Raw genomic sequence first — 25,459 nt, 5'->3', positions numbered from 1 at the left:
AATCCCTTGGGAAATATCAAATCAAAAAAGGTGAGTTAGCCTCGTAAGTTGTGGAGGATAGCTGCTCATCAATGAAAGGATTTATAATTGGTTTTCGAAATCAAACTTAACTGATTTAATCAGGCACGGACATACACATATCCGTCAATTAACATTTAATTTTTCGTCAAAAGGAGTCAAAAAGCACTGTATGGATTGTTTTAGCAATATTTATAAATAAAATCTGCTTTCGATTCTCAAATTAGTTTTTATAGAGAAGCAAATGTGATATAAGGGTTTCATCACATTTGATGACAGATCGATTTCTGGAGTTTACTTACGTATTGACCTGTCGTTAATACATTTTTGGTTACAGGATCAGTTAATTGTATAGCTGCGTAATATTCCTTTGCGAACCATCCTCTCAAACCAAAGCTCGTTTATAAAAACAAGGCAGGTTATTTTTGTAAATAACCTGCCTTGTTCTTAATAGAAACGGTACTTTAAAAATTCTATCGTCTTATCTTTCAATTTCTGAAATTCGACGAATCCACTATCACATGATGAGTAAAAATATCTAAGGATTAACATCCAACTTTTTCCCTGCAAGGTCTTCCCATCGGTAAAAATGAAAGGTTTTATCATCGCTCATCGCCACCAAAAGCCCATGTTTAAAGTCGGCATTCAATGGTACTGAAACTATATCAATTCCATCAGTTTGATTTGCAGCATATTTAATGGTGGCTATTAGCGGATGTTTATTCACAGCGCCAGCCTGACCAGTTCTGTTGTAAACTTTTAACTGTCTGGCACCTTGATCTGAAACTAAAAGGTAGCCATTGTTCCCTTTGGTTTTATAAATCGCAATCCCTTCATTGTCCACAGCAAAATCGCCTTGCCCAAATAAGGAAAGTTCCTGATTTCCCTTTGCTGGATCCGCATAATACTTACGCACACCAAACTGCTCATCGCAATAATAAATATATCCAAGCTCATTGTCTACCGCAATGGCCTCAATTTCTTTCTTACCACTGTACTTTCCAAACTTTCTTACCAAGGTTGCTTTTACTTTTCCTTTACCATTATCTGATAACAAATACTGCCACAAATAACCGCCCTCTTTTGGCCCTGATTTTCGGCCAACAACCGCATAAATTTTCCCGTCAGCGCTAGTATACATTGCAATACCCATTAAATCCCTGAACTCAGCCTGGGTTTCTCCTTCGAAAACTGGTATTCCTCCACCATCAATTGGTTTCATATCTGGAAGACTGTAAATTCTCAGCTTATGTGTATAACGCTCTGTAGTTATCGCGATATCAGTTTTTTTCCCACCGAGATCAAGTCCATAAGCAATATCTACATTATCAGGTCTTTTTAAACCTTTAACAGTTTTTGCAGGGATAATTTTTCCCTTGAGGTCAAAAACGTATAAGCCCCCTTTGGTATCTTTATCTGTTCCAATAACTAACGATTGCGCCGGGTCTTTCGCATTCACCCAGATCGCAGGATCGTCGGTATCAAAATCAACAGGATCGGATATATAGAGCGGCTTTACTGCATCCTGATCTACCTGTTGGGCGGTTCCATTACAGGAAAGGATCAGGCATAAAAGGCCGGCTGTAGCAACATTTATGATATTCGTTTTCTTCATATCAATTTTTAGTTCCATATGCGCCAACAAAGGTAGATGGTGCTGGTGAAATGTAAGTGATACCGTTTTTCATTACGATACCTGCCGCATGATGACGGGTAAAATTGGTAACGCCTTTTGCCAATGCCGGCGAATTACCTTGCAGGTGGAAATCCCATGAGGTATTGAAATCAGCATTGTTCACCGCTGTATTTAGCGGATAATTCACAAATTTGGGATCATTTTCTCCCGCTACCTTACTAATTACATCATTTTTTCCTCCTATTACATCATTGCTCCCTGGCTGAAACTGATTAACCGTTACCTGATCAAAACCATAATACCAGTTATTGCTGTAAGCAGAGCGGGCATCTTCAGGTTTTTTAGGATCTCTTTTTATCCCAAAACGGGTATTGGCAAAAAGGTTATTGTACAAATCGGCACGAACGGTGCTTTCCACCCAAACAGAACCGCCTTTGGCTGTTGGTCTTCTCCAGCCTGTATTTACCAAAGTATTATTGTAAATGATGATATAGGTTTGTGGCGTCTTATCTCCGGTATTCGAAAGTTTCAGTGCATTGGTATTTGTACTATAAACCAGATTATAAGCGATATCGGCTAAACAACCAGATTTGAAATTCATCGCTTCGCCACCGGTAACCCCTGTGGTGTAGAATACGTTATTCGCGAAAATGATTTTTCCGCCCTCAATGTAAGTACAATCTTCCTGAAGATTTCTGAACACAGTATTTTGCACCACTAGCTTTCCTTTTGCATTAGAGAACCATAACGCTGGTAAATTTTCTCCGGCAACTGCCTTGTATAATCCCATTTTTACTGATGTTGATGCATCAGAAGTGATTGAACCTGCATATTCAATAACGGCGTGATCCAACACCAGCTCCTCGCAGGTTGGGCCTGCTAAAATACCTCCCCAGAGTTTACCAAATTTCTTCTGTGCAGTTTTATAAAATTCATTCACCGTAAACTTAATTGGATTTTCGGCAGTGCCTAAGGCGTACAAATTACCTTTTACTATTATTTCCGGCTTAGCAAGGGTATCCATCAATACCGTTACCCCCTCTTCAATGGTGAGCGATTTTCCTTCCGGAATAACGATATCACCCTTAATTACCTGGGTACTTCCTTTTGCCCATACGCCTGAAACTTCTCCAATCGCCGAACCATCGACAACTGTAGTATCCACATCGATATTTGCTTTTTCGCAGCCGGCAAGTGCCAGCAGGGCAAGCATTAACAATTTAAAAATCTGATTTGATTTCATGTTTTTATTTTTAAAAATTTAGCTTAATTAAACTTGTATCTAAAGCCGATCAGATAATTCTGGCCGTAATAATCACTTCTCACCAATGTATTTCCATTCTTTACCAAATCTTCATTGATCTTGTTATTCTCAGGATTGGTTCCTTTGATGAATAGCTTCGTTGGCGTATTTAAGATATTGTTTGCCTTTACGAAAACACTAATGCCGCTTTTAAACCTTTTCTCGGCCGAAGCATCCATCTGGATGAAGCCTTTTTGCCATAAATCATTGTTTAAAAACTGAGAAACCGTGTTGATCCGCGGACCTGTATAAGCTCCGGCAATCTGCGCATCCCAGCCTTTTTTGGTATCCTTAAATAGTAAAGAAGCATTGGCAATATGTTCAGATTGACCGTATAGTGGACGTTTCTGGTCAACCGAAAGTGCCTGTATATCGCCAGTGGTAGGGTTAATCGTTCTGGTTGTTTTTGGTGTGGTAATGCTTGAATGGGTATAAGTGTAATTTGCCTTTACTCCTATTTTACTGAAGTATTTGATATAATCTACCTCTGCACCATAGTTTTTAGCGGTTCCAAAATTGCCAGGAGTGTAATAAATGTCCTGTCCGCGAACAGCATCTGCCCGGAAGGTGTATTCAATCGGATTTTTTATGCGTTTATAGAATGCGCCTACAAGCAATTGTTCTGATGCGCCCGGAAAAAGTTCGTAACGTAAGTCAAAGTTATCGGCAAGCGCACGTTGTAAATCAGGGTTTCCACGTTCCTGAAATTCCTCATTTACTACTTTGCCTGGCACAATTTCGTAAAAGCCTGGGCGATTAAGCGCTTTGTAATAGGAAGCATGCAACTGTGCATTATCTGTTAAAAAATATTTAGCCGTTAAGCTAGGCAACACATCTGTATAAACTTGTTGCCCTTTTGGAAAAGTCTCGCCGGCAGGGAAAAGCAGATTATAGCCTTGATTGGTGTGTTCTACCCTTGCACCTCCCGTAACTTCTAACTTAGCCGCTGTATACTTAAACATGCCATAACCTGCTGAGATTTTTTCGGTTGCATCATAAGTAAGTGGATTGGCCACCGCACCTGTTGGGTTGCTGACCACTAAATTAAGCTCGGTGTAGTTTTGATAATCAACACCGTAAACTTTACTTGCGTCGGCAGCATTTGGGGCCAAAGTATAATTGTTGAAAAAGCTACTTCTCTGTTTATCCCGGTATAAACCACCAGCCATAACTTCTAATTTGTCAGCACCGATATCAAAACGGTAGCCTAAGTCCAGGTATCCTGCTAAATCCTCGTCGGTATTGCGTTCCCATCTGCGATTGACAGGCGAGGTATTCACCAAACTCAAACGGCGGCTCTGGAAATTTTGCTGTATGCCATTTAAACTGATACTGGTATTTTCCGGTACATCATTTTTTGCAGATGAATAAACCGCTGACCATTGAACTTTAAATTTCTCATCAAAAAATTTGTGGTCGCCGTGAAGTGTACTGTTATAAATTTGTTGCTCGGTTAAACGGCTACGGGTATTGTAAACCAGTTCGGCATTTCCTGCAGTTGGATTGTAAACACCATTATAGGTTGTGGTCACTGCATCTCTAAGCTGCTGGTTTTTCAAATTAACGTACACATTGTAAAGACTTAACTGGTGATTTTTGTTGAAAACATAGTCGACTTTTCCATGTAAACCGGTGCGTTGCTGCTGTTCTGAGAATTCCCTGTAGCTTTTATTGGTAATCACTGCAAAGGCGTCGGTCCCGTTTACGGCTGTATTGTAAAAAGTGCTGTTGCTTCCGCGGTAGGTATTTTGATAACTTCCGGCCAGTACCACACCCAGCTTATTATCTAAAAATCTCTGACTTAAAGATAGGCTACCAATTAAATTAGGTGCCGGGTTTTTATATTTATAGTCCAGTGTAGCCTTTGTAAAATCGTTTTGCGTAGCGTTATAATTTTTTCCGTTCAACTCATAAGGGGATTTATAGTTGATATCTGAGGAATTAAAACTGGCAAATTTTCTGTCGATAAATAGTTGGCTATAGCCAGATGCAATGTTGGCATTCAATTGAAATTTACCAGGTGCGTTCTTCATCACCATGTTAATACCGCCACCAATTGCATCTCCTTCTAAATTTGGGGTTAAGGTTTTGTAAATCTCCAAACGATCAAGCAAATCTGAAGGAAACAAATCAAGAGGCACATAACGGTATTTATTGTCTGGACTTGGAATCTTCACGCCATTTACCAAAGTGTAGTTATACCGCTTGTCCATCCCGCGAAGGATGGCATACTGCCCATCTCCATTACTGTTCCGTTCAATGGAAACGCCAGAAACCCGTTGCATCACATTCGCCACTGTTAAATCAGGCGAGATCTCAATTGCTCTTCCAGAAACAATATTCATGATTTGGGTTGCATTTTTTTCCAATCTGCGGGCACCCTGATCGGTAGAACTGACCACATTGGATTTGATGGTCACATCGTCAAGGGCTTTTGAATCGCTTTCCATATAGAACTTCAAATGCTCATTATCTTCTTTCTCCACCATAATTGTTTTCGTGATGGTTTGATAGGTGATGTAACTGACGCTAATTTTAGCCGAACCCGTTACCATTCCTTTAAACTCAAATGTTCCATCCAAACCGGTGTTGGTTACTCGTCTCGGGTTTTCAAGCACTACTGTGGCACCAACTATTGCTTCTCCGGTTTGCTTATCATAAACGTGCCCTTTTATTTTAGTTGCCTGAGCGGTGCCGGCACAAATAAGGAGTAAAAACAGAATTCGTAAAAGTTTATTCATTTGTTTGGTCAAGTGTTTTTTATTCTTGACGGAGCAAAGGTGTGTACACACTTCGATACAGAAAAACTTTCGGGGTTACATAAAGGCAACACCGTTAACAACAGCGTATATAAAAAAGCAACACCATAATACAAATAACTGTTAATCAGATACATAACACTAACCCAAAACGCCGTTATGCTTTTATTACCGTTACATTAACAAATTGTTAAGCAGAGAAAATCAGCTCAAAACATAATTTTTCAGACCGTTGATGTAACGATTAAAGTGCCTGTATAAATGCGGATAAATTATCGCCCTGCGCCAGATTTAGTTTTTTTCTCAACCGATATCTCGAAACTCGTAAGCTATCGGTGGAAATACCCAGTAAGCTGGCTACATCAGTCGAATCCAGATTCATTCTCAGCAAGGCAATTAAACGCATATCGGCTGAAGTAAGTTCATGGCTAAACTTCTTTAGGTTTTCCAGAAACTGATGATGAACCTGCTCAAAAGCGACCGTAAATTCCTTCCAATTTCTTTCATGATTGAAGCTTTGGTTAATTTCAGTCAAGATCTGGTTCATCTGTTTTTTCTGATCTCGCTTATCGTCTTTTACCATCGCCTGCAAGGTATTGCGAAGGTTATCGAGGAACTGATTATTTTTAATCAGGTTTAGGGTATGCGTAGATAGCTCCCTGCTTTTTACTTCCAGTTGCTGTTTTAAATTTTGCTCTTCCAGCTGAAGATTTTTAAGTTCAAGGCTGGTCAAATCGTGCTCAATTTGATTTTGCCTGGCTAGCATTTTCTGATCTTTTAATTTAAAGCGTTGCCTGCTAAAAATAACAAATCCAAGTACAACAAGTAACAGTATGACTACAGTTGCAGAAAAAGCAAGGATACGGTTGATCTTTTTATCAGCCTGCAATTGATTAATCTCATCCGATTTTTTATTGATATCATAAAGCACCTGTAAAAAAGCAACTTGTTTGGCACCATCTTCTGAATATAGGTCCAAAGTGTACTTATAGCCTAACTGAATATAGTGGTAAGCGCTGTCCATTTGGTTTAACAGCTCATATGCTTTGCCCATATCCCTGCAGCAAGAAGCCAGCTGATAAGCATTCCGCAACTTGCCGGCAAGTTGCATCGCCACCCTGGTTTCCACAATACTTTCCTTATATCGCCCGGTTTTGCGCAGGATATCTCCTAAGTTGTTAATCACTTCAATACTGCCCAATTCATTTCGATCCTGCTGATACAAACTGAGCGATTTTTTAAACTGGCTACCCGCCAGATCATATTTTTCGAGATCTTCATAAATGCTACCCAGATTTTCGTAAATCTTCGCCGCTCCGCTGATATCATTTGTCTTTTCAATGATTTTTAGCGCCAGTTTCTGGTAAATAAATGCGCTATCAAAGTACCTACGCTTTTCATAAAGCTGGCCAATATGGCCATATACCGTTGCCTGACCTTTAGCGTAATGCTGCTTTCTATAAATATTCAGCGCCAAGGTGTAATTCTTCATGGCTTTTTCTGGCTGCTTAAGATAATAATACAAAATACCCATATCACTCAGGTTATCTGCAAGTGATAAAGGTTTATTATTGGTATTGAAGATTTTCTCTGCTTTTAAAAAAAAGTCCAATGCTTGTCTAAAATGTCCTTGTCGATAACATATCCTGCCCATTTGTTGTAAGCATTCTCCTTCCAAGAATACATCATGCTGCTCGATGGATGCAGCATATCTCTTTTTGAGTTCTGTAAGCGATTCAATTGGTTTTTGAGGAATGGTATCTCGGATGCTGTCGAATCCTACATCTTGCCCAAAAGCACCCAGCGAAAAACAGAGTAACAGGAGGCAGGTAGCAAAGTAAATTTTCATGCTGATTGATTTTTCGACAAAGAACGATCAGCTGTGTTAAATTAAGATTAATACGGAAAAGAAAATATGGTTGAATGGAGCGATTCGCCGTAAATATTGGAATCTGGTATCCAATCTACGAAATATTGTTGTTGCCTGAGATAGATAGTTTACAATTGATGGAATCGCCGTAGAATTAGTTTTTTTAATGATTTACTGGCGCACTGCAGTTTAGTATTGCAGCAGCCAATAAATCATCATGTGCTTTTACTAATTTCGTCGTGCCTGCGCAACGATGTCTTGTGCTATTTTAGTTCCATATTGCTCAAACTTCACTTTATCTTCAGCATTCATTTTGATTTTTAAAGCCGCTATTTTTTCTTTCCATGGTGCAAATTTCTCAGCCATTTCTTTCCCTATCTGTTTCATTTTAGCCTGATCTCCATTAGCCAGCTTTGCTTTCTGCTGTGCTTCTTTCATGCCCTCTTTGAAATAAGTAAACCATTCTTGTGCTTCCTTTTGAATTTCAGGTGAAGAAAATGTTGGCATGCCTTTCATCGCTTCATCTACATCTACTTTATTCGCCTCCAATTCGGTGTTTGGGTTTTTTGGAGCGTTCCCTGGAGCTTTTTTATCATTATTACAAGCGCTTAATGCAACTACAGTGGCGAGCGAAAGAAAAATTTTGTTTACTGTTTTCATAATAAATAATCGATTAAAAGTTGATATTTATGTTGATGAGTTGTGTGTGCTCAAGCTAAATTTGCAGCTAAAATCTACTTCTTTGAATTAAACTTCTCGTATTTCGCAATGCATTGTTCCTGATAGTCGAAATTAATGGCGTCGCCGAACGTCTCTAAATAAGTTTTCGGATAGGTAATTTCAGATTTTATCAATGTCGTTAATGTTTTACCTTTTACGTCTCTTTTAATTACTCCAACATATTTGTTGGTTAACAAATTGATGCTAGACTCAAAAAGCCCTTCATTGGGATGGTCTCTGCCGAGCACATCATCCGTTCTACGCATTAGCACCAGTTGCATTTTTTTAGCCGTTTTGCTATATAAAAAAACGCTGATGAAACCTGAACGGTCATAGTTGTTCCAAAATTCAAATCCATTTCTGGTAGCCACTAACGTATTGCCAAAATTTAGGTAGTCAATAGGTTTGCTAGTTACTATTTTATATTTCTGAGTGGATAACCGCAAAACCAATGCTTTCCGGTCACCATCAATACGGATAGTGTCCTTCTTTAAGTCACCATCAAAATCTTTTACAATTTTCCGGGTGCTTTGCGCAAAAACGGTCAATGTTAAAAACGTCGCCAAAAACAAAAGAGCGTATTTGAGTTTTTTCATTAGCTACATAGATCTTGATTAAAGATGGAGATTATTATTTTCCATTTACGGAATGATTGGTATTTGACGTGTTTGGTTTATCATTCGCTGGATATGGTATAATATTCGCGTCCAACTTTCTTCTTCGAGTGAACGAACCATACTCATAATTCCATTAATCAACCTAACCGTTAATGGGATTTTTACCCCTATTGATTTTCTTTATAAAATCATCTACATGCATCAATTGACCTTAAATCCTTATCTTCATCCCAAATCATTCTTACAATATGAAACACATTAAATGGGGCATTATTGGTTGTGGCGATGTGACAGAAGTAAAAAGCGGACCTGCTTTTAATAAAGTTCCGAACTCATCGCTGGTTGCGGTAATGCGAAGAGATGCCATAAAGGCTGCAGATTATGCCAAGCGGCATGGTGTAGCCAAATGGTACGACAATGCAACGGATTTAATTAACGACCCCGAAGTAGATGCCGTGTATATTGCTACTCCCCCACTTCAACATGAGGAATACACCATTCAGGCGCTTGCAGCTGGAAAACCTGTTTATGTAGAAAAACCAATGGCTATAAATGCCGAGGCCGCTAAAAGAATGGCTGCCGCTGCTAATCAATATGGCGTAAAATTAACCGTGGCACATTACCGTAGAGAACAGCCGCTCTTCTTAAAAATTAGATCTTTGTTGGCAGAGCATTCCATCGGTGATATCCGCTTTGTTAATTTGAAAATGCTGCAACCCAAACAGAACGATTTAATTGCAAAGGCAGAAGAAAATTGGCGCCTGAATCCTGCTGTTGCAGGAGGTGGTTTATTCCATGATTTAGCGCCGCACCAACTCGACTTAATGCTTTACTATTTTGGCAACACCAAAAGTTTTCATGGCATTTCAGTTAACCAGGCTGGAGAAGAAAACGTAGATGATTTGGTTACCGGGCATATTTTATTTGAAAACGACATTGTATTTACCGGCGTTTGGTGTTTTACGGTTGCCAACGGAGCGAACGAAGACATCTGCGAAATTTATGGATCAAAAGGAAAGATAAGCTTCCCAATGTTTGGGCATGAGATAAATTTGACTATCAACGAAAAAACAGAAACACTGAAATTCGAAGCGCTTCAACATGTAGAGCAACCCATGATCGAAAAAGTCGTATCCTATTTTCTCGATCAAGCAGAAAACCCATGTAGTGCCCAAGAAGCCATCAAAACAATGGAACTGTTAGACGGATTTACATCGAAATAAAAATGAGCCATCGCCCTATCGATAGTATATCGCGGTATTTACACAAACACATTGTTTTATAAGCTGCCGATATTTAACTTTGTGCTACCAAACAACTGCTAAAAGCTTGTTGCCACCCAATCATCCATCTATTATGAAAAATTTATCTCTTATTTTATTCATCTGCATCACTGCTTACAAAGCAAAAAGCCAAACCTTAATTTTAGCTAAAGATGCAGCACAATATGTGGGTAAAAGTGTCAGCGTGTGTGATTCTGTGTACGGAACAAAAGCATTGGAAAAGTTAAGCCTGATAAATCTTGGCGGTGCTTACCCTAAAGAGCTGTTAACTATTGTGGTTAATAAAGAAGACCAAGCCAAATTTACTTCTGAACCGGCTTCGATGTTTATGGGCAACAATATCTGTGTAACGGGTGTGGTTACCGAATTTAAGGGCAAGTATCAAATCGTTGTTACTGAACCCAAGCAAATTGTTGTGAAGTAATTAATCACTGATAATGGGAATCACACCCAATTTTGCAGCTTCAATAAATAAGGCGATTTGATTAACGCAAAGCGATAACTTCTCTTTAACCTCATGCTCCCAAAAGCGCATTACTGTATAACCTTTTGCGCTGAGCAGTTCGTTTACTTCTTGATCCCGTTGTATATTTCGTTCGATTTTTGGAATCCAAAACCCCTTATTGGTTTTAATTACAGCTTTTCTATTCTCCCAATCGAAGCCATGCCAAAAATCACCATCAACAAAAATGGCCAAACGATATTTATTAATCACTATATCGGGCTTACCAGGAAAACTTTTGGGATGAATGCGAAAGCGGATGTGTTTTGCCCAAAGTGCTTTACGTAACAACAATTCGGGCAGGCTGTTTTTCGCACCAATTTTCGCCATATTTTTGCTTCTGCCCGGCGTGGTGTAAAAACCTGCACTTTCTTCAAAGCGAGGAACTTTTATCGCTTCCTTATTGTTGTATGGCTTTCTATCCATAACTGATAAACTCATTTTTATAGGGTATTGTTTACTACAGCCGGTGCAAACAATCTCTTTATAGCATGTGTTTCTAATAAAATTCAGTTCCATGAAAAATTTTATCTATTCATTCTTATCACTTATACTTGCAATAAGTACAAGCACTTTCGCTCAAAAACCGCAACAGGATACTACAAAACGATATATCAAAACGCCTACAGGGTTTTTTATGGTGCTGCGCCAGGGTGATGATGTATTGGCACAACTGGAGAATTTTGCCCTCAAAGAAAGCATTCCAAGTGCAAGTTATTCGGGAATGGGTTTCGTAAATGCGAAATTTGGTTTCTTCAACTTCAAAACGAAGGCATATGAGCCTAAAGAATTTGAGAGTGTAGAATTGGCAAGCATGAGTGGCTCCATAGCCTGGCAAAATGGTAAACCTTCACTACATACTCATGGAACGGTAACTGGAAAAGATTTTAAAGCCTATGGCGGGCATTTGCTCTCTGCCACAGTAGGAACCGGATCGGTAGAAATAACTATCACTGTACACCAACAGAAATTAGAAAGAGTAAAAGAAGAAACCCTGGGTGCTAATGTTTTAAACCTGAGTAATTAACTTTTTGCATAAAAAGTGTTTGGCAATCATTGGAAAATGATAGTTTTGAAACATTCAACCAATCTTAAATGCAATTAAAACGTAATACAGGTCTTATCATCTTATTTCTATTGATTCTGGCTTTCACCATTTTAAGTATTTTTATTGATCATAACCCAATATTGCCATTTGATACTCGGGCTTCTTTATTTATCCAGCAGTACCAAGCAGATTGGCTGGATAAGGTAATGCTCGCTATCAGTTTTTTTGGCGAATTGCCCTGGTCGTTGTTATCTGTTCTGGTGGTTGCAGCTATTTTTTATTGGCAAAAATATAAACGTGAAGGCTTGTACATCGCCTCTATTTTAGTGTCGGGGCTGATTATTCTGGCGATCAAAAATCTGATCAACCGCCCACGGCCTACTGCATTCTATGTTCGTTTAGTGGAGGTAAATAGGTTTCAAAGTTACCCGAGTGGGCATGTGCTGTCTTACGTACTGTTTTTTGGTTTTCTGATTTTTTTGATGGACCGCCTGACTACTATTCCGAAAACTACCCGGAACGTTGTCACTTATTTTTCTGCATTTCTGATGATCTTTATTGCACCCTCGAGGATATATTTAGGTGCACATTGGTTTACTGATACCTTAGGTGGATTTTTACTAGGCTTAATATGCCTGTTCCCATTGTGCTACTTCTATCTTAAAAAGGAAAACACAAGTATAGACCCGAATTAGGCAGCTGATTCCAATTTTTCCTTTTTCCTTATCCTACTTAATGTTTCTATTCGCATTCCTAAATAAGTAGCTAAGAATTTGACTGGCACGCGGTTTTTCAGTTTCGGATTACCGAGCCTAAACTTATTGTATCTTACTTCTGCCGACGGTATTCTGCACAAAATAGAGCGCTCTTGCGACATGTTGAAATGAAGCGCAAGTAGTTTTCTTGCCAAAATATTCGTTTCGGGATATTTCTTGTAAAGTGCATCGATAAAAGAATATTCTAAAACTAATAATTCAGAATTTTCTAGTGCTTGAAACTGTTCCTCATAAACAGAGTGAGTCATTCCAGGATTACGAACGTGGCCTACTATGTTATTTTCATCAGTTATTACAGTAGTAATATCTTTTCCATTATCTAAAATAAATCCTCTAACAATACCTTTTAGGACAATAAAAATGCATTCCTCACCAGTATTATTTATACTCGGAATCAGCTCATTTTTTTTGACAATAATTTGAAAGGTTTTTTTTCGAGCCAATGCAATTACCTTCTTACTAAGGGGATGAAGGCTATTTAAAAATTCAATCAAGCGCTCGCCGTCATCTTTAATATGGCTCATAGAAACAAAATTTAGAGTTAGGGGTAATTCTACTGCAATGTATTATTTGTAAGTAGATTTTCCAAACAAAATATGATGACTTAAACTATTATTTAGGAGATATTCTTGAAGATGAACGTTTTGGAAAATTTTAATTCTTCCAATAAAATCCAATGATTAAATTAATTTAACACATTCCTTAAAAATTTCTGATAATTTTGCGGCCATGATGAATCAAAAACCGAAGGCTTTTCTTTTCGACTTAAATGGCACTATGATAAATGACATGGAATTTCATAACCATGCATGGCATTCCATCCTAACGAAAGATTTGGGAGCGAGTATTACTTTCGAGGCTGTTAAAAAAGAGATGTATGGCAAAAATCAAGATCTTTTGGAGCGGGTTTTTGGTGTTGGTCACTTTTCGCAAGAACAAATCGACCAAATATCAATCGAAAAAGAACACCGTTATCAAGCCGCATACAAAAAACATTTAACGTTGATTTCTGGCTTAGATCAGTTTTTAGAAAAGGCGAAAGAATCAGGAATATTGATGGCCATTGGCTCGGCAGCAATACCCTTTAACATTAATTTTGTGTTGGATAATTTGAATGTTCGATCGTATTTCTCAGCCATTGTGAGTGCAGAAGATGTTGAAAATAGCAAACCAGATCCAGAAACGTTTAGCAAAGGCGCTGCGCTTTTAGGCATCGCTGCTGAAGATTGTATAGTTTTTGAAGATGCACCAAAAGGTGTAGAAGCTGCACAAAATGCAGGAATGAGCTGTGTGGTTTTGACCACAATGCATACCGCCGATGAATTTTCGGCATACAACAACATCATCGCGTATATAGAAGATTATAACGATCCTGCTTTGCAGGATTTATTTTAAACAAAAAGAACTGCTTAATCGCAGTTCTTTTTTTTTGGTCTAATCAGATTAATTTGAAAATTTATAAATAGAACTCGTTTTGTAAACTTGCCCAGGTTTTAATACCGTTGAGGGAAAGCCCGGCTGATTTGGAGAATCAGGAAAATGTTGCGTTTCCATACAAAAGGCGGTTCTGAAATCGTCTTTACTTCCTCCTTTAAATTTATTTTTGCTTTGCATAAAATTGCCACTGTAAAATTGTAACCCAGGTTCTTGCGTGTAAACATCCATTACAATTCCAGATTTATCGCCTTTTACACTTGCAGCCTGGAACATATTCATAGCCTTTGTTTTGTTGAGCACATAATTATGGTCATATCCTTTGCCAAAAGTCAACTGCTCATTATTATCCTTAATTTTTGCACCAATTTTAGTGGCCGTAGTAAAATCAAATGGGGTATTTTTAACTTTTTCAATCTTCCCGGTTGGAATTAGTGTAGAATCAACAGGTGTATATTCATCGGCAAATATCTTAACCTCATGATTTAAAATATCACCACTCCCCTCACCATTTAAATTAAAAAATGCATGATTCGTTAAATTTAATACGGTAGTTTTATCCGTACTAGCCTGATAGTCCATCTTCAGTTCATTATCATCCGTTAAGGTATAAGTTACCGTTACTTTTAGGTTTCCAGGGAAATTTTCCTCACCGTCTTTTGATAAATAATTGAACTGAATGGTGTGTTCGTTAATTTGCTTAGCGTCCCAAACTACATCCTGATAACCCTTTTTACCGCCATGCAAAGTGTTTTGCCCGTTGTTTGTAAATAACTGATATTGTTTCCCATCCAAAGTAAATTTCCCTTTGGCTATTCTATTGCCAAATCGACCGATAGTGGCCCCAAAATAGGGCTCGGTGGAGTTTTGATAGTCCGAAACACTTTTAAATCCCACTACTACGTCGACCATTTTTTTATCCTTATCAGGCATTAATAAACTCACTAACCGCCCACCATAATTGGTAAAAATAGCTTCTGCTTGGTTTTTGTTTTTTAAGGTATAAAGGCCAGTCTTTTTGCCGTCAATTTCTTTTTGAAAAGAATCTGCAACTAATTTGACAACTGTTATTGAATCAGTAGTTTGTGTATTTTCTTTGCTGGATTTTCCGCTTTCAGACTGGCAGGAAGTTAAACCTAGTATAGCAAGAAAACACAGACCTGTAAAAGATTTTATTTTCATCAATTAATAATATTGGGTTAGATAATGGGCTAATAGAAGCTTAATTAATATTTCTTTTATTACAAATAAAACGATTTAGATTTATATAGTGTGATCGTTTTTTGTATCTATTGTGATATAAAAAGAAGAAACATAATTCCCCTTTTAATGAAACTGGGTTTGTTTGCGAAACTTAATTATAAATTAAACTTAGATTCTGTTTATTATTGCCAATAACTTAAAAAATGATGAACAATATTGTATCAGATAATCGCTACGACAAAATGTTATATAATCGTTGCGGTGATAGCGGATTGAAACTGCCGGCAATTTCCTTAGGGTTGTGGCACAACTTTGGGCATGTTAATGTTTTCGAAAACAGCAAAGAACTTATTTACACCGCTTTCAACAACGGCATTACACATTTTGACCTTGCGAACAATTACGGACCGCCGCCGGGATCAGCTGAAGAGGTTTTCGGTAAAATTCTTCATCAACACCTTAAAGGCTATCGCGATGAAATGGTAATCTCAAGTAAAGCCGGTTATCATATGTGGAATGGCCCTTATGGTGAGTGGGGATCGAAAAAATACCTGGTTTCCAGCCTGGATCAAAGTTTAAAAAGGATGAAACTGGATTATGTGGATATTTTTTATCACCATCGCCCAGATCCTGAAACGCCATTGCAGGAAACCATGGACACTTTAAGTCTGATGGTAAAACAAGGGAAGGCCCTATATGTTGGCATCTCCAACTACAGTGCAGAAGAGGCTGCTGCTGCAATTAAAATCTTAAAAGAAAACGGAACGCCTTGCCTCATTCATCAGCCGAAATATTCCATGTTTGAGCGCTGGGTAGAAAATGGCCTATTGGACGTATTGGAGGAAAATGGTGTAGGCTGTATTCCTTTTTCACCGCTAGCACAAGGTTTATTAACCGATAAATATTTGCATGGTATTCCAGCCGATTCAAGGGTGGCCACAAGTGGGATTTTCTTAAAAGAAACCAATATTACTCCAGAAAAACTAGCAGTAGTTACTCAATTGAATGAGTTGGCAAAATCTCGTGGTCAGAAACTTTCGCACATGGCACTTTCGTGGATCTTAAAAGATAAGCGGATTACCAGTGTTTTGATTGGCGCCAGCAAACCAGAACAAATAACAGATTCAATTAGAGCTTTGGATAACACTACATTTAGCGATGAAGAGATTAAATTAATTGATGAAATTTTGAAATAACTTTAGCGAAAAAGCACCAAATGATTGAATCAATTTGGTGCTTTTTTATGTTTTAGGTTTTTTATTTTAAATCACCTGCAAAACTATTTTACCTCTGGTATGTCCATTTTCACTTTCGATATGTGCTTTTCTAGCATCGGTTAGCGTATAAATGGTTTCCACAATTGGCTTCACTTTTCCATTGTCTATCATTTCACCAATCTCCTTCAATTGATTGGCCTTAGATTGAGCAGTAAAACCAATGAGGTGAACTTTTTTTGCCTTGGCTTCAGCCACATACTCGGGTGCCAAAACAGTAATTAATCTGCCGCCTTCTTTTGAGACATCGAGAGATTTAAGTTGCGTTTCTCCGCCAATCGTATCGAAAACAAGATCGATATCGCTTAACTCTTTTTCAAAGTCATCCATGTTATAATCGATCACCTCATCGGCGCCCAAACGTTTTAAAAAATCGATATTATAATCAGAAGATGTCCCAATTACGTACGCCCCTATCGCTTTAGCGAATTGAACCGCATAGGTTCCAACACCGCCAGCAGCTGCATGGATTAAAACCTTTTGCCCTTCTTTTAATAAACCGTGATCAAACAGACCTTGCCAGGCAGTTAAACCAGCCAGCGGAACTGCTGCTGCCTCGGTATGGCCAATACTTAAGGGCTTTATGCAAATGGTATTGGCTTTGACAACAGCATATTCTGCGTAGGTTCCATTTTTTGTTAAATCTGGTCGACCATAAACCTCATCTCCTTTTCTAAATGTTCCCACTTTTTCGCCCAATTCTTCTACTACTCCAGAAAAATCCCAGCCAATGGTTAGTGGAAAGGTAGAAGGGAATTTTTCTTTCCTTAAACCGGCCCTGATTTTCCAGTCAACAGGATTAACACTTGTAGCATGAATTTTAACTAGTACTTCGTCTTTACCTGGCTTTGGTATGTCAACATCATCAATAGATAAAACTTCCGGACCGCCAAATTCATGGATTCTAATCGCTTTCATAGGTTGCTATTTAATATGAATTATTTGATTGCAATTCTGCAGGTTTTAAACTGCTGTAACATCAGGCAAAAAAACTAATACGATTTCAGCCCTTATAATTCTAACAACCAAGTACGAAAAATTGTGTTCGATAATTTTTCTTTATCGTTTGGGAGGATCCTTTTTATCGAGACAAAGATTATTGCATGTCTTTAATTTTCGCCTTCAAAACTGCCGCAGCCTTGGTGTAACCACCTTCTGCACCATCAACAAAGTGGATATGATCATCTTCTAAATCGCGTACGTAGCATGACATTACCGATTCGCCGCTAACATAGATTCCGTACAAAATTTCGCCATTTTTCTCCAGGAGGTCTAATGCCTTTTCAAGCTTGGTCCGTTGCAGCTTAGTACCTGTAATCACTGTATTTAACCTTCCATCGATCACCAAGGTATCCGACATTTCGACCATTTGATTTAAATACTTCTTGCCGCTTTCCGTTCGAAAGTAAATGTATCCATATACGTTAATGAACCAGGTTTTAATAAGTTCGAAAAACTTTATTTTACCCAGCCGATGCCGCATTTCTCTACCCAGATTGTTGAAACTTGTTCTAAAAATCAGCTTAGGAATAGAAATCGGTTGGCGCTTTTCCGGAGTACCATAAATGATATCCAGCTGCCTTATTACATGGCTCAATACTTCCGCTTGCCGATTAAAGTTGCGTGCAACGGCGATCAAAGTAACAACCTCCTCACTATTTTCTGGTGGTTGAATTTTATCCCAGCGACATTGCATCCCACTCAAATCCAATTCTTCATCGAAAGTATCATCCTTGGCAAATAAATAGTTTTCTCCTTTTATAATTTTTTCTGCATAATCCAATCCGTTTCCCAGAATGATGGGAATGGAGAAAACTTTCGAGATGCTGTATCGGCTAATATTTAATAGATGGCCTAATTCGTATATTTCTTTGACCGGAACTATCCCTGCACGAAGATCTAAATTGAAATTTTGCAACGTATTTCTTCTGTAAACCTGCAAGGCGCTCATTGCTTTATCTACAATAAGTGCAGGAACAATAAAAGTTGCGCCATCTCCACCAAAGAAAAATGGTATGGCAATATTTGCCTTAAAAGCGATATTGAGCACAGTAACAATGCTTCCTGTTGCAATAAGGTTTACATTTTCGTGCAAGCCCGCATTAACTGCTTGCGTAGAACTTTTAATATCAGTAATGATAATGTGCCAGTCAGTTGGAACTTCTTTAAATAAATCCTTTCTCAACAAAAGTTGATGCAGAGGCGTTGTGTGAATTTGAAGATTGGAATAAAAATGATCCTGATCGGTTGTTATCATAAAACCCAATATAGTGAGATAATTTACGAAACTGATGCAAAAGGATTTGAATATTTTACAGTTTACACAATCATCAAAATAGTATGTTGTTTGTGAAGATAAAAATAGAAGTGAAACTGCTTATTACAACTAATCTTTTCTATCTCTATAACCTTTCCGCTATGACCAAATTCATCAGCAATAAGATCGCCTATCTTAATATTTTCAAGCTGCAAAATGTTTATTGAAGCTCGTTTTAGGAGTTTTAATTTATCCATGATTGCCCTTTTCAATATTTACGTTGAGCGAAGTAATATGGATTTGTGGAATTAAAGTTTACCTATTATTGAGTAGGGTTAATTTTACAAAGATTGATATTTATGTAAAAAAACTTGTCGTGATTATAACTTCGGGGGATAAGCAGCTGAAAATGAAGTTGGCTTAAAATTGCTGTAAGTAAAATTCAATTTTTGAGTTCAAAAAATAAAATGATATCTGAAAAAACGTCATTCCCGCGAAAGCGGGAATCTTAATGCATCATGAAAAATGAAAAATTCTTTTTAATGCATTAGGATGCCCAGTCAAGCTGGGCATGACGGAATTGCAAATTAAATGTTAAAGTAAATACTGAATTGGTAATTGCAATCCAACTTTCTTAAATCTTAATGTGCGTCGTAAATGATCACTTTATCGAAGAAGATTTTGAACTCATCTAGAAAAGCTTTATGCAACGGGTGAACCTGGTAAACATCATGTGCGGCTAAATCTTCGAAAAACAAAATCAAACTGAATGTATAAGTAGTATCTACAACAGCCCTTTCGATAGGTGCAGGCGTACCTACATGGAAGTTTTTAACCACTTCAATATTCTCTAATGTTTGTAGGCTTTTACGGAATGCAGTTTTCTGTTCTTCGGTGGTATCGGCTTTAAGCCAAAATAAAACGTGGTGGGATATCATTATTTTCTATTTTTTTCCCAAATATAATAAATTGCAGAATGATCATTAAACTTAGCCGAAAACACTTTTAGCCTTGCTAATGGCTTTCTTTAAATCAATTCCTTTTCCTAAAACGCCTTTAAAAAGATCGCCTTCTACTTTTAACCGATCTATTGCATTAAAAATATTGAAGTCCTGCATCTTTAATCCTGGCTTAACCTCATCCCAATGCAAAGGCATAGAAACGGTTGCCCCAACTTTTGGTCGGAGTGAATATGGTCCCGCAATGGTAGCACCTGGCCTGTTTTGCAAAAAATCTAAGTACATTTTACCTTTTCTGGCCGAAATCATGCGCTCTAAAGAAGTATATTCCGGTATTTGATCATGCACCAGGTTAACAATAATTTTAGCAAACATCTGGCTCTGATCGTAACTGTACTTTGCGTTTAGCGGAATGTAAATATGCATACCCGTTGAGCCTGAGGTTTTGCAAAAACTTGGTACATCTATCGCATCCAATACCTTTTTTGTTTCTAATGCTGCTTCTACCACCTGATCAAAGGAATGCTTATCCGGATCAAGATCAATTACGCAATAATCTGGATTATCGGGACTTTGAACGCGGCTAAACCATGGATTCATTTCAATGCAGCCTAAACTGGCCATCCAAAGCAAGGAAGCTTCATCAGTGCCCACCAAATATTCTTTCTTCTCTCCTTCGCCGTTTTCATAAGGAAAAGTTTTTGCCCAATCAGGCGCTTTTCCCTTAACATCTTTTTGGTAGAAACTTTTGCCATGAATACCCCCTGGGAAACGATTTAGCGACTGTGGCCGATCTTTCAAGTATGGAAGAATATATTCGGCAACCTGGTAATAGTAGTTAAACATGTCCCTTTTGGTCACCTTATCTTCGGGCCAGTAAATTTTACTTAAGTTGGTAAATTTAAGCTCGTGCCCTTTAATCTTCCGCACTTGTGTTTCATCTTTCGGATTAAGCAGCGTTTTTTTATCTTTTCCTTTTGGTGGATTGATGGCTTCCGAATGTGTTTCTTTTTGATCTGATGCTTGATCTATGATCGCTTCAGTAGGAACTTCTGTTTCCCTAACCACATCCGCCGCTTTTTTATCCTCACGCATGCCTTGAAAAGACGGGTGACGAAAAACACCATCATCCGTAATTTCGGTAAATGCCACTTCGCAAACAAGTTCTGGTTTTAGCCATGTAGCTTTTGCTTTTGGAGGATTTGGGCGAAACCTTGATGGTTTGTTTACATCAGGCAATTCATCAAAAGGGCTTTTATCAATAATTAGTTTGTCGAACTGCTTCACTAACTCCTTTTGCAGTTTATCCGAAAAACCTGTCCCAACTTTACCTACATATTGAAGCTTTTTATTTTCATAAACACCGAGGAGCAAAGAGCTAAAAGATTTAGAGGTGTCTTCATTTTTGGTGTAGCCTGCAATAATTACTTCCTGGCGTTTATGCACTTTAATTTTCAACCAATCTTTTGATCGGCGATCGGCCACATAAGTACTTTCAATTTTTTTTGCAATTATACCTTCCAAACCCATTTTCTCAGCTGCAGCGAAAAAATCTATTCCGCTGGCCTTAAAAACCTTACCAAGGCGAACCCGATCATCGTCTGTTGGCAAAACTTCGTTTAAAATAGCCTGCCGCTGATAAAGTGGTAACTCCATTAAATTTTTACCCTCATACCAAAGCAAGTCGAATACGTAAAATACAAGCTCCCCGTCAGCCTCGCTTCTCCAGTTTTGTAATGATCCGAAGTTCGAAATCCCTTTTTCATTCAATACTAAAATCTCGCCATCCAAAACGGCATTGATGCTCCATTCTTGAAGCAGATCGTATATTGGGTAAAATTTTTCGTTGAACGATTTGTTATTTCGCGAAACAAGATTCACCTGCTTCTTGTTGATGAAGGCCAGAGCACGATAACCATCCCATTTTACTTCGTATTGCCAGTCCTCATCATCAAAAGGTTCATCAACCAACGTGGCCAGCATGGGCTTTATATTTTTGGGGATTGCTGTTTTTGGTGCCTTTTTTAAGATTTCCTTCGGATCTAGCGCTACGGTTTGACCGACTTCTTTAGTCTCCTTTTTTTTAGATTTTACAGGATTTTTTTTCTCAGGTTTTAGCGTCTGTTCCTTCCCATCTTTCCAAACCTTTTCAGAAGATTTTTCCATTCCTTCAATGGTTTTACCAGATAAAACCGATTTGTCTTGTTTTGTAATTTCTTTGGTTGAAGCAAAATCGTCTTTATGTTTAATCAATAACCAACCGTTTTCTCCCATTCCATGGGTTTTAACTAAGGCAAATTCACCCTTCAACTTTTCGCCGTTCAATTTTATTTTAACCGAACCAGCCTCCAATTGCTTGAGTAAATGTTTCTCTTGTGCTTTTTTGCCTTTGATATCTTCGATAGGCTCGTAGGTTCCTTCATCCCAAACAATTACTGTTCCGCCCCCATATTCTCCCTGTGGAATAATACCCTCGAAATTTCTATAATCAAAGGGATGATCTTCAACCATCATCGCCAATCGTTTATATTTTGGATCTGTTGAAGGACCTTTTGGGACTGCCCAACTCTTTAATACACCATCCATTTCCAACCTAAAATCATAGTGTAAACGAGATGCATCGTGTTTTTGGATCACAAACATCAATTTGGTTTTACTCTTACTCCTACCCGATTTCGGTTCGGTTGTTTTTGAGAAATCTCGTTTAGCTACATACTTTTCCAGGCTCATAATTATTATTTTACTTTTTCAAAAAATTTTCAACGGCGCTAACTGATGTCCCGACCGTTTCCACTGCAGCCTTAAGTTTATCTTTGCTCACTGCAAATTTGTTAGACCAATAATCTAGCTCATAACCTTCGTTGATGTTGATTCTGCTGCGATCAGCACCACCTATTTTAGTTTTATCATCCATAATAATTTTGATTAGATAACAATTAAACAGTGCTTTAAACCAAAAAGTTTTAAACGCACATAGCCAGCTTTCTATCTCAATTAGACATTTATATCATCTAAAAAACATAAATAATCACTTCTCAGATAAAAAAATTCATTTCTCAAAACTAAAGCGACAGAGATAGTGTTTTTAATATATTATCACTAACCAATTTATAAACCTATGATATACCAAAACATTTCGACAACAGCGAGGAAAGAAGTGGTTGAAATTGCCGATGAGCAAGATCGTAACTACTGGGCAACAAGACTAGGCGTAAGCAGCGAGAAATTAAAGTCTGCCATTAAAGCGGTACAAAGCATGGAATTTTCTAAATTAAAGGATTATTTAAGCTTAGAAAAAATTAAATCTGCAAGCACTTACCAACGTTTCGTTAACCATTAAAATTTTGAAATGGATAACAAATTTGAAGCTAGAAAACATCAGGTTGAACCTGATGCCCTAATAACAGATTGTGCTCATTTGATTGATTTACCCCCTCAAGCCAGCGTTTTCTCTAAGAAAATTACAGATAATGCTGTTCGCAACCCAAAAGCAACAATTAATATATTAACTGTTTTTAATCCTAAAAACGGTTTATCAAATTTACTTTAAATGCTAAGCAGGTTCCTTAAAACCTGCTTTCTTTTTATGCTGATTTGAGAACGGTTACGGATCTTCCGGCAACTTCTAACCCTTCAGATGCAGTGAATAAACCCAAGCCATCTTTAGCAATTTCACCAGTCGCAGTATCTAACACTTTCTTCCAGCTTTTTCCATATTCTTCTCTTGGAAGTTTGTAATCTAAAGCTTCGTAATGTGCGTTGAAAATGATAAAAAAGTGGTTATCGAGGATATCTTCGCCCATCGGGCCTTTGCTTTGTATTCCTTCACCGTGAAAGTAAATTCCAATTGAACGGGCAAAATCTTTTTCCCAGTTATGTCCTTTCATCGGATTTCCATCAGGCGTAAACCAGGCAATATCTTTTATGCCATCCTCACCTACTTCTTTACCAACAAACCACTTTCTCCTTCTTAAGCTGGGGTGATTTTGCCTCAATTGAATCAACTCTTGTGTAAAATTTAATAATGATTGATCGGCATTTGCCCAATCCAGCCATGAAAGCTCATTATCCTGACAGTAGGTATTGTTATTTCCTTGTTGAGTTTTTCCCATTTCATCTCCAGAAACAAGCATAGGAATTCCCTGTGATAAAAATAGTGTCGCCAAGAAATTGCGCTTTTGCTGCAGTCGCAGGTTGATAATTTCTTCGTTATCGGTTTCTCCTTCTACTCCACAATTCCACGATTTGTTATGGTCTTCGCCATCATTGTTATCATCTAAGTTGGCTTCATTGTGTTTATGATTATAGGAAACCAAATCATGAAGCGTAAAACCATCATGCGCCGTAATAAAATTAATACTCGCAGTTGGGCGGCGATAATCTTCTTTGTATAAATCCGGACTTCCAAGAAAACGTTGTGCAAATTCGCCAAGCATATTCGGGTTGCCCCGCCAATAATCACGCATTACATCCCGGTACATGCCATTCCATTCTGCCCATCCAGGAGGAAACTTTCCAACCTGGTAACCCCCCTCTCCCACATCCCAGGGTTCGGCAATCAACTTGGCCTGTGAAATTACCGGATCCTGGTGGATGATATCAAAAAATGCACTTAACCGGTTAACTTCATGTAATTCCCTGGCCAAAGTGGAGGCCAGATCAAATCGAAAACCATCAATATGCATCTCCAAAATCCAATACCTCAAACTATCCATAATAAATCGGAGCACGTTCGGTAACATTGAATTTAGCGTATTTCCAGTGCCGGTATAGTCTGTATAATACCTTTTATCGTTTTCCAATCTATAATAGCAGTTGTTATCGATCCCTTTAAACGACAAGGTTGGGCCAAGGTGATTTCCTTCTCCTGTATGGTTGTAAACTACATCTAAAATCACTTCGATGCCAGCTTTGTGTAAAGCCTTTACCATATCTTTAAACTCGCGAACCTGATCGCCCCGAATATCTGAAGAGGCATATCGAGAATCGGGGGCAAAAAAACCGATGCTGTTGTAGCCCCAATAATTTGTTAATCCCTTTTCTTCAAGATGATGATCAGAAATAAATTGATGTACAGGCATAAGTTCGACCGCCGTTACACCCAATTTTTTTAAGTAGTTGATCGATACCGGATGAGCAAGCCCTGCGTAAGTTCCCCTCAAATTTTCGGGGATATCAGGGTGGGTTTTTGTAAAACCCTTAACATGCATTTCATAGATAACCGTTTGATTATAATTAATTTTTGGGTGCTTATCATCTTCCCAATCATACTTTGAATCAATCACAACAGACTTAGGCATGTATGCTGCACTGTCCGCTTCGTTGAAGCTCAGATCCATTTCTTCTGATCCCAACTGATATCCAAAAAGGGCTTCGTTCCATTTTATATTGCCGGCAATGGCCTTAGCATAAGGATCTAGAAGCACTTTGTTGCCGTTAAAACGATGGCCTTGTGATGGACGATAAGGTCCGAATACCCGATAACCATATAACTGCCCTGGCTTTACATCAGGAATATAGCAATGCCAGATTTGATGCGATCGTTCTTGAATATTAATTCTCACCGTTTCTTCTTCAGCATGTTCATGATCGAAGAAACACAACTCTACAGCGGTTGCACTTTCAGCATAGAGTGCAAAATTAACTCCGTTTCCATCCCATGTTGCGCCCAAAGGATAAGCTTCCCCCGGAAATTGTAAATATTCAGCCATACTATAAATCTGATCGTTCGTAAATCAAAACTCGTGTTTGATTTAACAATCCGTTTGACTTATAAAATGTTTTGAAAATTTATCATCGA

At 38.2% G+C, this 25,459-nt stretch carries 24 protein-coding genes; 8 read left to right on the top strand and 16 right to left on the bottom strand.

Translation table 11 applies throughout. From position 1 onward, the window contains the following. Positions 1-556 precede the first annotated feature (556 nt). The 6 genes from ACZZZC_RS11235 to ACZZZC_RS11210 form a co-directional block, all read right to left on the bottom strand. Positions 557-1,633, bottom strand: a complete 1,077-nt coding sequence (locus ACZZZC_RS11235) for a phytase (RefSeq protein WP_463487243.1) — start codon at positions 1,631-1,633, stop codon at positions 557-559. A 1-nt stretch (position 1,634) separates the two neighbouring features. Next, entirely contained in the window at positions 1,635-2,897 is a 1,263-nt protein-coding gene (locus ACZZZC_RS11230; protein WP_463487242.1) for a right-handed parallel beta-helix repeat-containing protein, read from the bottom strand. Between the two features lie 23 nt (positions 2,898-2,920). Then, positions 2,921-5,698, bottom strand: coding sequence for a TonB-dependent receptor (locus ACZZZC_RS11225; RefSeq protein WP_463487241.1), 2,778 nt, complete (start codon positions 5,696-5,698; stop codon positions 2,921-2,923). Between the two features lie 262 nt (positions 5,699-5,960). Beyond that, positions 5,961-7,565: a tetratricopeptide repeat protein gene (locus ACZZZC_RS11220; protein WP_463487240.1), complete on the bottom strand. Its 1,605-nt coding sequence runs from the start codon at positions 7,563-7,565 to the stop codon at positions 5,961-5,963. Positions 7,566-7,814: 249 nt separating this feature from the next. Next, the gene (locus ACZZZC_RS11215; protein WP_463487239.1) at positions 7,815-8,246 is read right to left on the bottom strand and encodes a hypothetical protein; all 432 of its coding nucleotides are present in this window, start codon (positions 8,244-8,246) and stop codon (positions 7,815-7,817) included. A 74-nt stretch (positions 8,247-8,320) separates the two neighbouring features. Beyond that, positions 8,321-8,902, bottom strand: coding sequence for a hypothetical protein (locus tag ACZZZC_RS11210; RefSeq protein ID WP_463487238.1), 582 nt, complete (start codon positions 8,900-8,902; stop codon positions 8,321-8,323). 269 nt (positions 8,903-9,171) lie between these two features. On the opposite strand from ACZZZC_RS11210, the gene ACZZZC_RS11205 reads away from it, so the two are divergent. Beyond that, positions 9,172-10,146: a Gfo/Idh/MocA family protein gene (locus tag ACZZZC_RS11205; protein WP_463487237.1), complete on the top strand. Its 975-nt coding sequence runs from the start codon at positions 9,172-9,174 to the stop codon at positions 10,144-10,146. Positions 10,147-10,279: 133 nt separating this feature from the next. Further along, the gene (locus ACZZZC_RS11200) at positions 10,280-10,630 is read left to right on the top strand and encodes a hypothetical protein (protein ID WP_463487236.1); all 351 of its coding nucleotides are present in this window, start codon (positions 10,280-10,282) and stop codon (positions 10,628-10,630) included. Here ACZZZC_RS11200 and ACZZZC_RS11195 read toward each other — a convergent pair whose 3' ends face one another. Further along, positions 10,631-11,149, bottom strand: a complete 519-nt coding sequence (locus ACZZZC_RS11195; RefSeq protein ID WP_463487235.1) for a very short patch repair endonuclease — start codon at positions 11,147-11,149, stop codon at positions 10,631-10,633. Positions 11,150-11,225: 76 nt separating this feature from the next. On the opposite strand from ACZZZC_RS11195, the gene ACZZZC_RS11190 reads away from it, so the two are divergent. Beyond that, positions 11,226-11,735: a PPC domain-containing DNA-binding protein gene (locus ACZZZC_RS11190; protein ID WP_463487234.1), complete on the top strand. Its 510-nt coding sequence runs from the start codon at positions 11,226-11,228 to the stop codon at positions 11,733-11,735. 68 nt (positions 11,736-11,803) lie between these two features. Then, positions 11,804-12,451 (top strand): phosphatase PAP2 family protein, encoded by a 648-nt coding sequence (locus tag ACZZZC_RS11185; protein WP_463487233.1) that lies wholly within the window; start codon positions 11,804-11,806, stop codon positions 12,449-12,451. On the opposite strand, the gene ACZZZC_RS11180 is transcribed toward ACZZZC_RS11185, so the two are convergent. Next, entirely contained in the window at positions 12,448-13,056 is a 609-nt protein-coding gene (locus ACZZZC_RS11180) for a Crp/Fnr family transcriptional regulator (RefSeq protein WP_463487232.1), read from the bottom strand. The two genes, ACZZZC_RS11185 and ACZZZC_RS11180, sit on opposite strands and share 4 nt — an antisense overlap. Before the next feature lie 208 nt (positions 13,057-13,264). Between ACZZZC_RS11180 and ACZZZC_RS11175 the strand changes: the two genes are divergently transcribed. After that, entirely contained in the window at positions 13,265-13,927 is a 663-nt protein-coding gene (locus ACZZZC_RS11175) for an HAD family hydrolase (protein ID WP_463488236.1), read from the top strand. A gap of 48 nt (positions 13,928-13,975) precedes the next feature. On the opposite strand, the gene ACZZZC_RS11170 is transcribed toward ACZZZC_RS11175, so the two are convergent. Continuing rightward, positions 13,976-15,148, bottom strand: a complete 1,173-nt coding sequence (locus ACZZZC_RS11170; RefSeq protein WP_463487231.1) for an aldose epimerase family protein — start codon at positions 15,146-15,148, stop codon at positions 13,976-13,978. Positions 15,149-15,375: 227 nt separating this feature from the next. On the opposite strand from ACZZZC_RS11170, the gene mgrA reads away from it, so the two are divergent. After that, positions 15,376-16,365 (top strand): L-glyceraldehyde 3-phosphate reductase, encoded by a 990-nt coding sequence (mgrA, locus tag ACZZZC_RS11165; protein WP_463488235.1) that lies wholly within the window; start codon positions 15,376-15,378, stop codon positions 16,363-16,365. Positions 16,366-16,431: 66 nt separating this feature from the next. Here the strand turns inward: mgrA and ACZZZC_RS11160 are convergent, their stop codons facing one another. The 6 genes from ACZZZC_RS11160 to ACZZZC_RS11135 all read right to left on the bottom strand — a co-directional run bounded on the left by ACZZZC_RS11160 (position 16,432) and on the right by ACZZZC_RS11135 (position 22,573). Beyond that, entirely contained in the window at positions 16,432-17,361 is a 930-nt protein-coding gene (locus ACZZZC_RS11160) for an NADP-dependent oxidoreductase (protein WP_463487230.1), read from the bottom strand. A gap of 178 nt (positions 17,362-17,539) precedes the next feature. Continuing rightward, complete coding sequence (locus ACZZZC_RS11155; protein WP_463487229.1) at positions 17,540-18,700, bottom strand: DUF3095 domain-containing protein; 1,161 nt, start codon at positions 18,698-18,700, stop codon at positions 17,540-17,542. A 62-nt stretch (positions 18,701-18,762) separates the two neighbouring features. Further along, positions 18,763-18,957 carry a hypothetical protein gene (locus ACZZZC_RS11150; protein WP_463487228.1) on the bottom strand — a complete coding sequence of 65 codons (195 nt, stop codon included), beginning with the start codon at positions 18,955-18,957 and terminating at the stop codon, positions 18,763-18,765. A 384-nt stretch (positions 18,958-19,341) separates the two neighbouring features. Next, positions 19,342-19,638, bottom strand: coding sequence for a Dabb family protein (locus ACZZZC_RS11145; RefSeq protein ID WP_463486018.1), 297 nt, complete (start codon positions 19,636-19,638; stop codon positions 19,342-19,344). 51 nt (positions 19,639-19,689) lie between these two features. Further along, entirely contained in the window at positions 19,690-22,389 is a 2,700-nt protein-coding gene (ligD, locus tag ACZZZC_RS11140) for a DNA ligase D (protein WP_463487227.1), read from the bottom strand. Between the two features lie 10 nt (positions 22,390-22,399). Next, positions 22,400-22,573 carry a DUF3606 domain-containing protein gene (locus ACZZZC_RS11135; protein ID WP_463487226.1) on the bottom strand — a complete coding sequence of 58 codons (174 nt, stop codon included), beginning with the start codon at positions 22,571-22,573 and terminating at the stop codon, positions 22,400-22,402. 204 nt (positions 22,574-22,777) lie between these two features. On the opposite strand from ACZZZC_RS11135, the gene ACZZZC_RS11130 reads away from it, so the two are divergent. Next, entirely contained in the window at positions 22,778-22,999 is a 222-nt protein-coding gene (locus ACZZZC_RS11130) for a DUF3606 domain-containing protein (protein WP_463487225.1), read from the top strand. Positions 23,000-23,008: 9 nt separating this feature from the next. Next, positions 23,009-23,209 (top strand): hypothetical protein, encoded by a 201-nt coding sequence (locus tag ACZZZC_RS11125; RefSeq protein ID WP_463487224.1) that lies wholly within the window; start codon positions 23,009-23,011, stop codon positions 23,207-23,209. 34 nt (positions 23,210-23,243) lie between these two features. Here ACZZZC_RS11125 and glgX read toward each other — a convergent pair whose 3' ends face one another. After that, the gene (glgX, locus tag ACZZZC_RS11120; protein ID WP_463487223.1) at positions 23,244-25,370 is read right to left on the bottom strand and encodes a glycogen debranching protein GlgX; all 2,127 of its coding nucleotides are present in this window, start codon (positions 25,368-25,370) and stop codon (positions 23,244-23,246) included. Positions 25,371-25,459: the final 89 nt, after the last annotated feature.

This window comes from Pedobacter sp. AC212 (assembly GCF_979258625.1).
This window is presented reverse-complemented; position numbering and strand designations above follow the sequence as displayed.

Excerpts from the sequence above, each read along its gene's own strand:
- ACZZZC_RS11235 (WP_463487243.1), bottom strand. The coding sequence starts at position 1,633 with ATGAAGAAAACGAATATCATAAATGTTGCTACAGCCGGCCTTTTATGC.
- ACZZZC_RS11230 (WP_463487242.1), bottom strand. The coding sequence starts at position 2,897 with ATGAAATCAAATCAGATTTTTAAATTGTTAATGCTTGCCCTGCTGGCA.
- ACZZZC_RS11225 (WP_463487241.1), bottom strand. The coding sequence starts at position 5,698 with ATGAATAAACTTTTACGAATTCTGTTTTTACTCCTTATTTGTGCCGGC.
- ACZZZC_RS11220 (WP_463487240.1), bottom strand. The coding sequence starts at position 7,565 with ATGAAAATTTACTTTGCTACCTGCCTCCTGTTACTCTGTTTTTCGCTG.
- ACZZZC_RS11215 (WP_463487239.1), bottom strand. The coding sequence starts at position 8,246 with ATGAAAACAGTAAACAAAATTTTTCTTTCGCTCGCCACTGTAGTTGCA.
- ACZZZC_RS11210 (WP_463487238.1), bottom strand. The coding sequence starts at position 8,902 with ATGAAAAAACTCAAATACGCTCTTTTGTTTTTGGCGACGTTTTTAACA.
- ACZZZC_RS11205 (WP_463487237.1), top strand. The coding sequence starts at position 9,172 with ATGAAACACATTAAATGGGGCATTATTGGTTGTGGCGATGTGACAGAA.
- ACZZZC_RS11200 (WP_463487236.1), top strand. The coding sequence starts at position 10,280 with ATGAAAAATTTATCTCTTATTTTATTCATCTGCATCACTGCTTACAAA.
- ACZZZC_RS11195 (WP_463487235.1), bottom strand. The coding sequence starts at position 11,149 with ATGAGTTTATCAGTTATGGATAGAAAGCCATACAACAATAAGGAAGCG.
- ACZZZC_RS11190 (WP_463487234.1), top strand. The coding sequence starts at position 11,226 with ATGAAAAATTTTATCTATTCATTCTTATCACTTATACTTGCAATAAGT.
- ACZZZC_RS11185 (WP_463487233.1), top strand. The coding sequence starts at position 11,804 with ATGCAATTAAAACGTAATACAGGTCTTATCATCTTATTTCTATTGATT.
- ACZZZC_RS11180 (WP_463487232.1), bottom strand. The coding sequence starts at position 13,056 with ATGAGCCATATTAAAGATGACGGCGAGCGCTTGATTGAATTTTTAAAT.
- ACZZZC_RS11175 (WP_463488236.1), top strand. The coding sequence starts at position 13,265 with ATGAATCAAAAACCGAAGGCTTTTCTTTTCGACTTAAATGGCACTATG.
- ACZZZC_RS11170 (WP_463487231.1), bottom strand. The coding sequence starts at position 15,148 with ATGAAAATAAAATCTTTTACAGGTCTGTGTTTTCTTGCTATACTAGGT.
- mgrA (WP_463488235.1), top strand. The coding sequence starts at position 15,376 with ATGAACAATATTGTATCAGATAATCGCTACGACAAAATGTTATATAAT.
- ACZZZC_RS11160 (WP_463487230.1), bottom strand. The coding sequence starts at position 17,361 with ATGAAAGCGATTAGAATCCATGAATTTGGCGGTCCGGAAGTTTTATCT.
- ACZZZC_RS11155 (WP_463487229.1), bottom strand. The coding sequence starts at position 18,700 with ATGATAACAACCGATCAGGATCATTTTTATTCCAATCTTCAAATTCAC.
- ACZZZC_RS11150 (WP_463487228.1), bottom strand. The coding sequence starts at position 18,957 with ATGGATAAATTAAAACTCCTAAAACGAGCTTCAATAAACATTTTGCAG.
- ACZZZC_RS11145 (WP_463486018.1), bottom strand. The coding sequence starts at position 19,638 with ATGATATCCCACCACGTTTTATTTTGGCTTAAAGCCGATACCACCGAA.
- ligD (WP_463487227.1), bottom strand. The coding sequence starts at position 22,389 with ATGAGCCTGGAAAAGTATGTAGCTAAACGAGATTTCTCAAAAACAACC.
- ACZZZC_RS11135 (WP_463487226.1), bottom strand. The coding sequence starts at position 22,573 with ATGGATGATAAAACTAAAATAGGTGGTGCTGATCGCAGCAGAATCAAC.
- ACZZZC_RS11130 (WP_463487225.1), top strand. The coding sequence starts at position 22,778 with ATGATATACCAAAACATTTCGACAACAGCGAGGAAAGAAGTGGTTGAA.
- ACZZZC_RS11125 (WP_463487224.1), top strand. The coding sequence starts at position 23,009 with ATGGATAACAAATTTGAAGCTAGAAAACATCAGGTTGAACCTGATGCC.
- glgX (WP_463487223.1), bottom strand. The coding sequence starts at position 25,370 with ATGGCTGAATATTTACAATTTCCGGGGGAAGCTTATCCTTTGGGCGCA.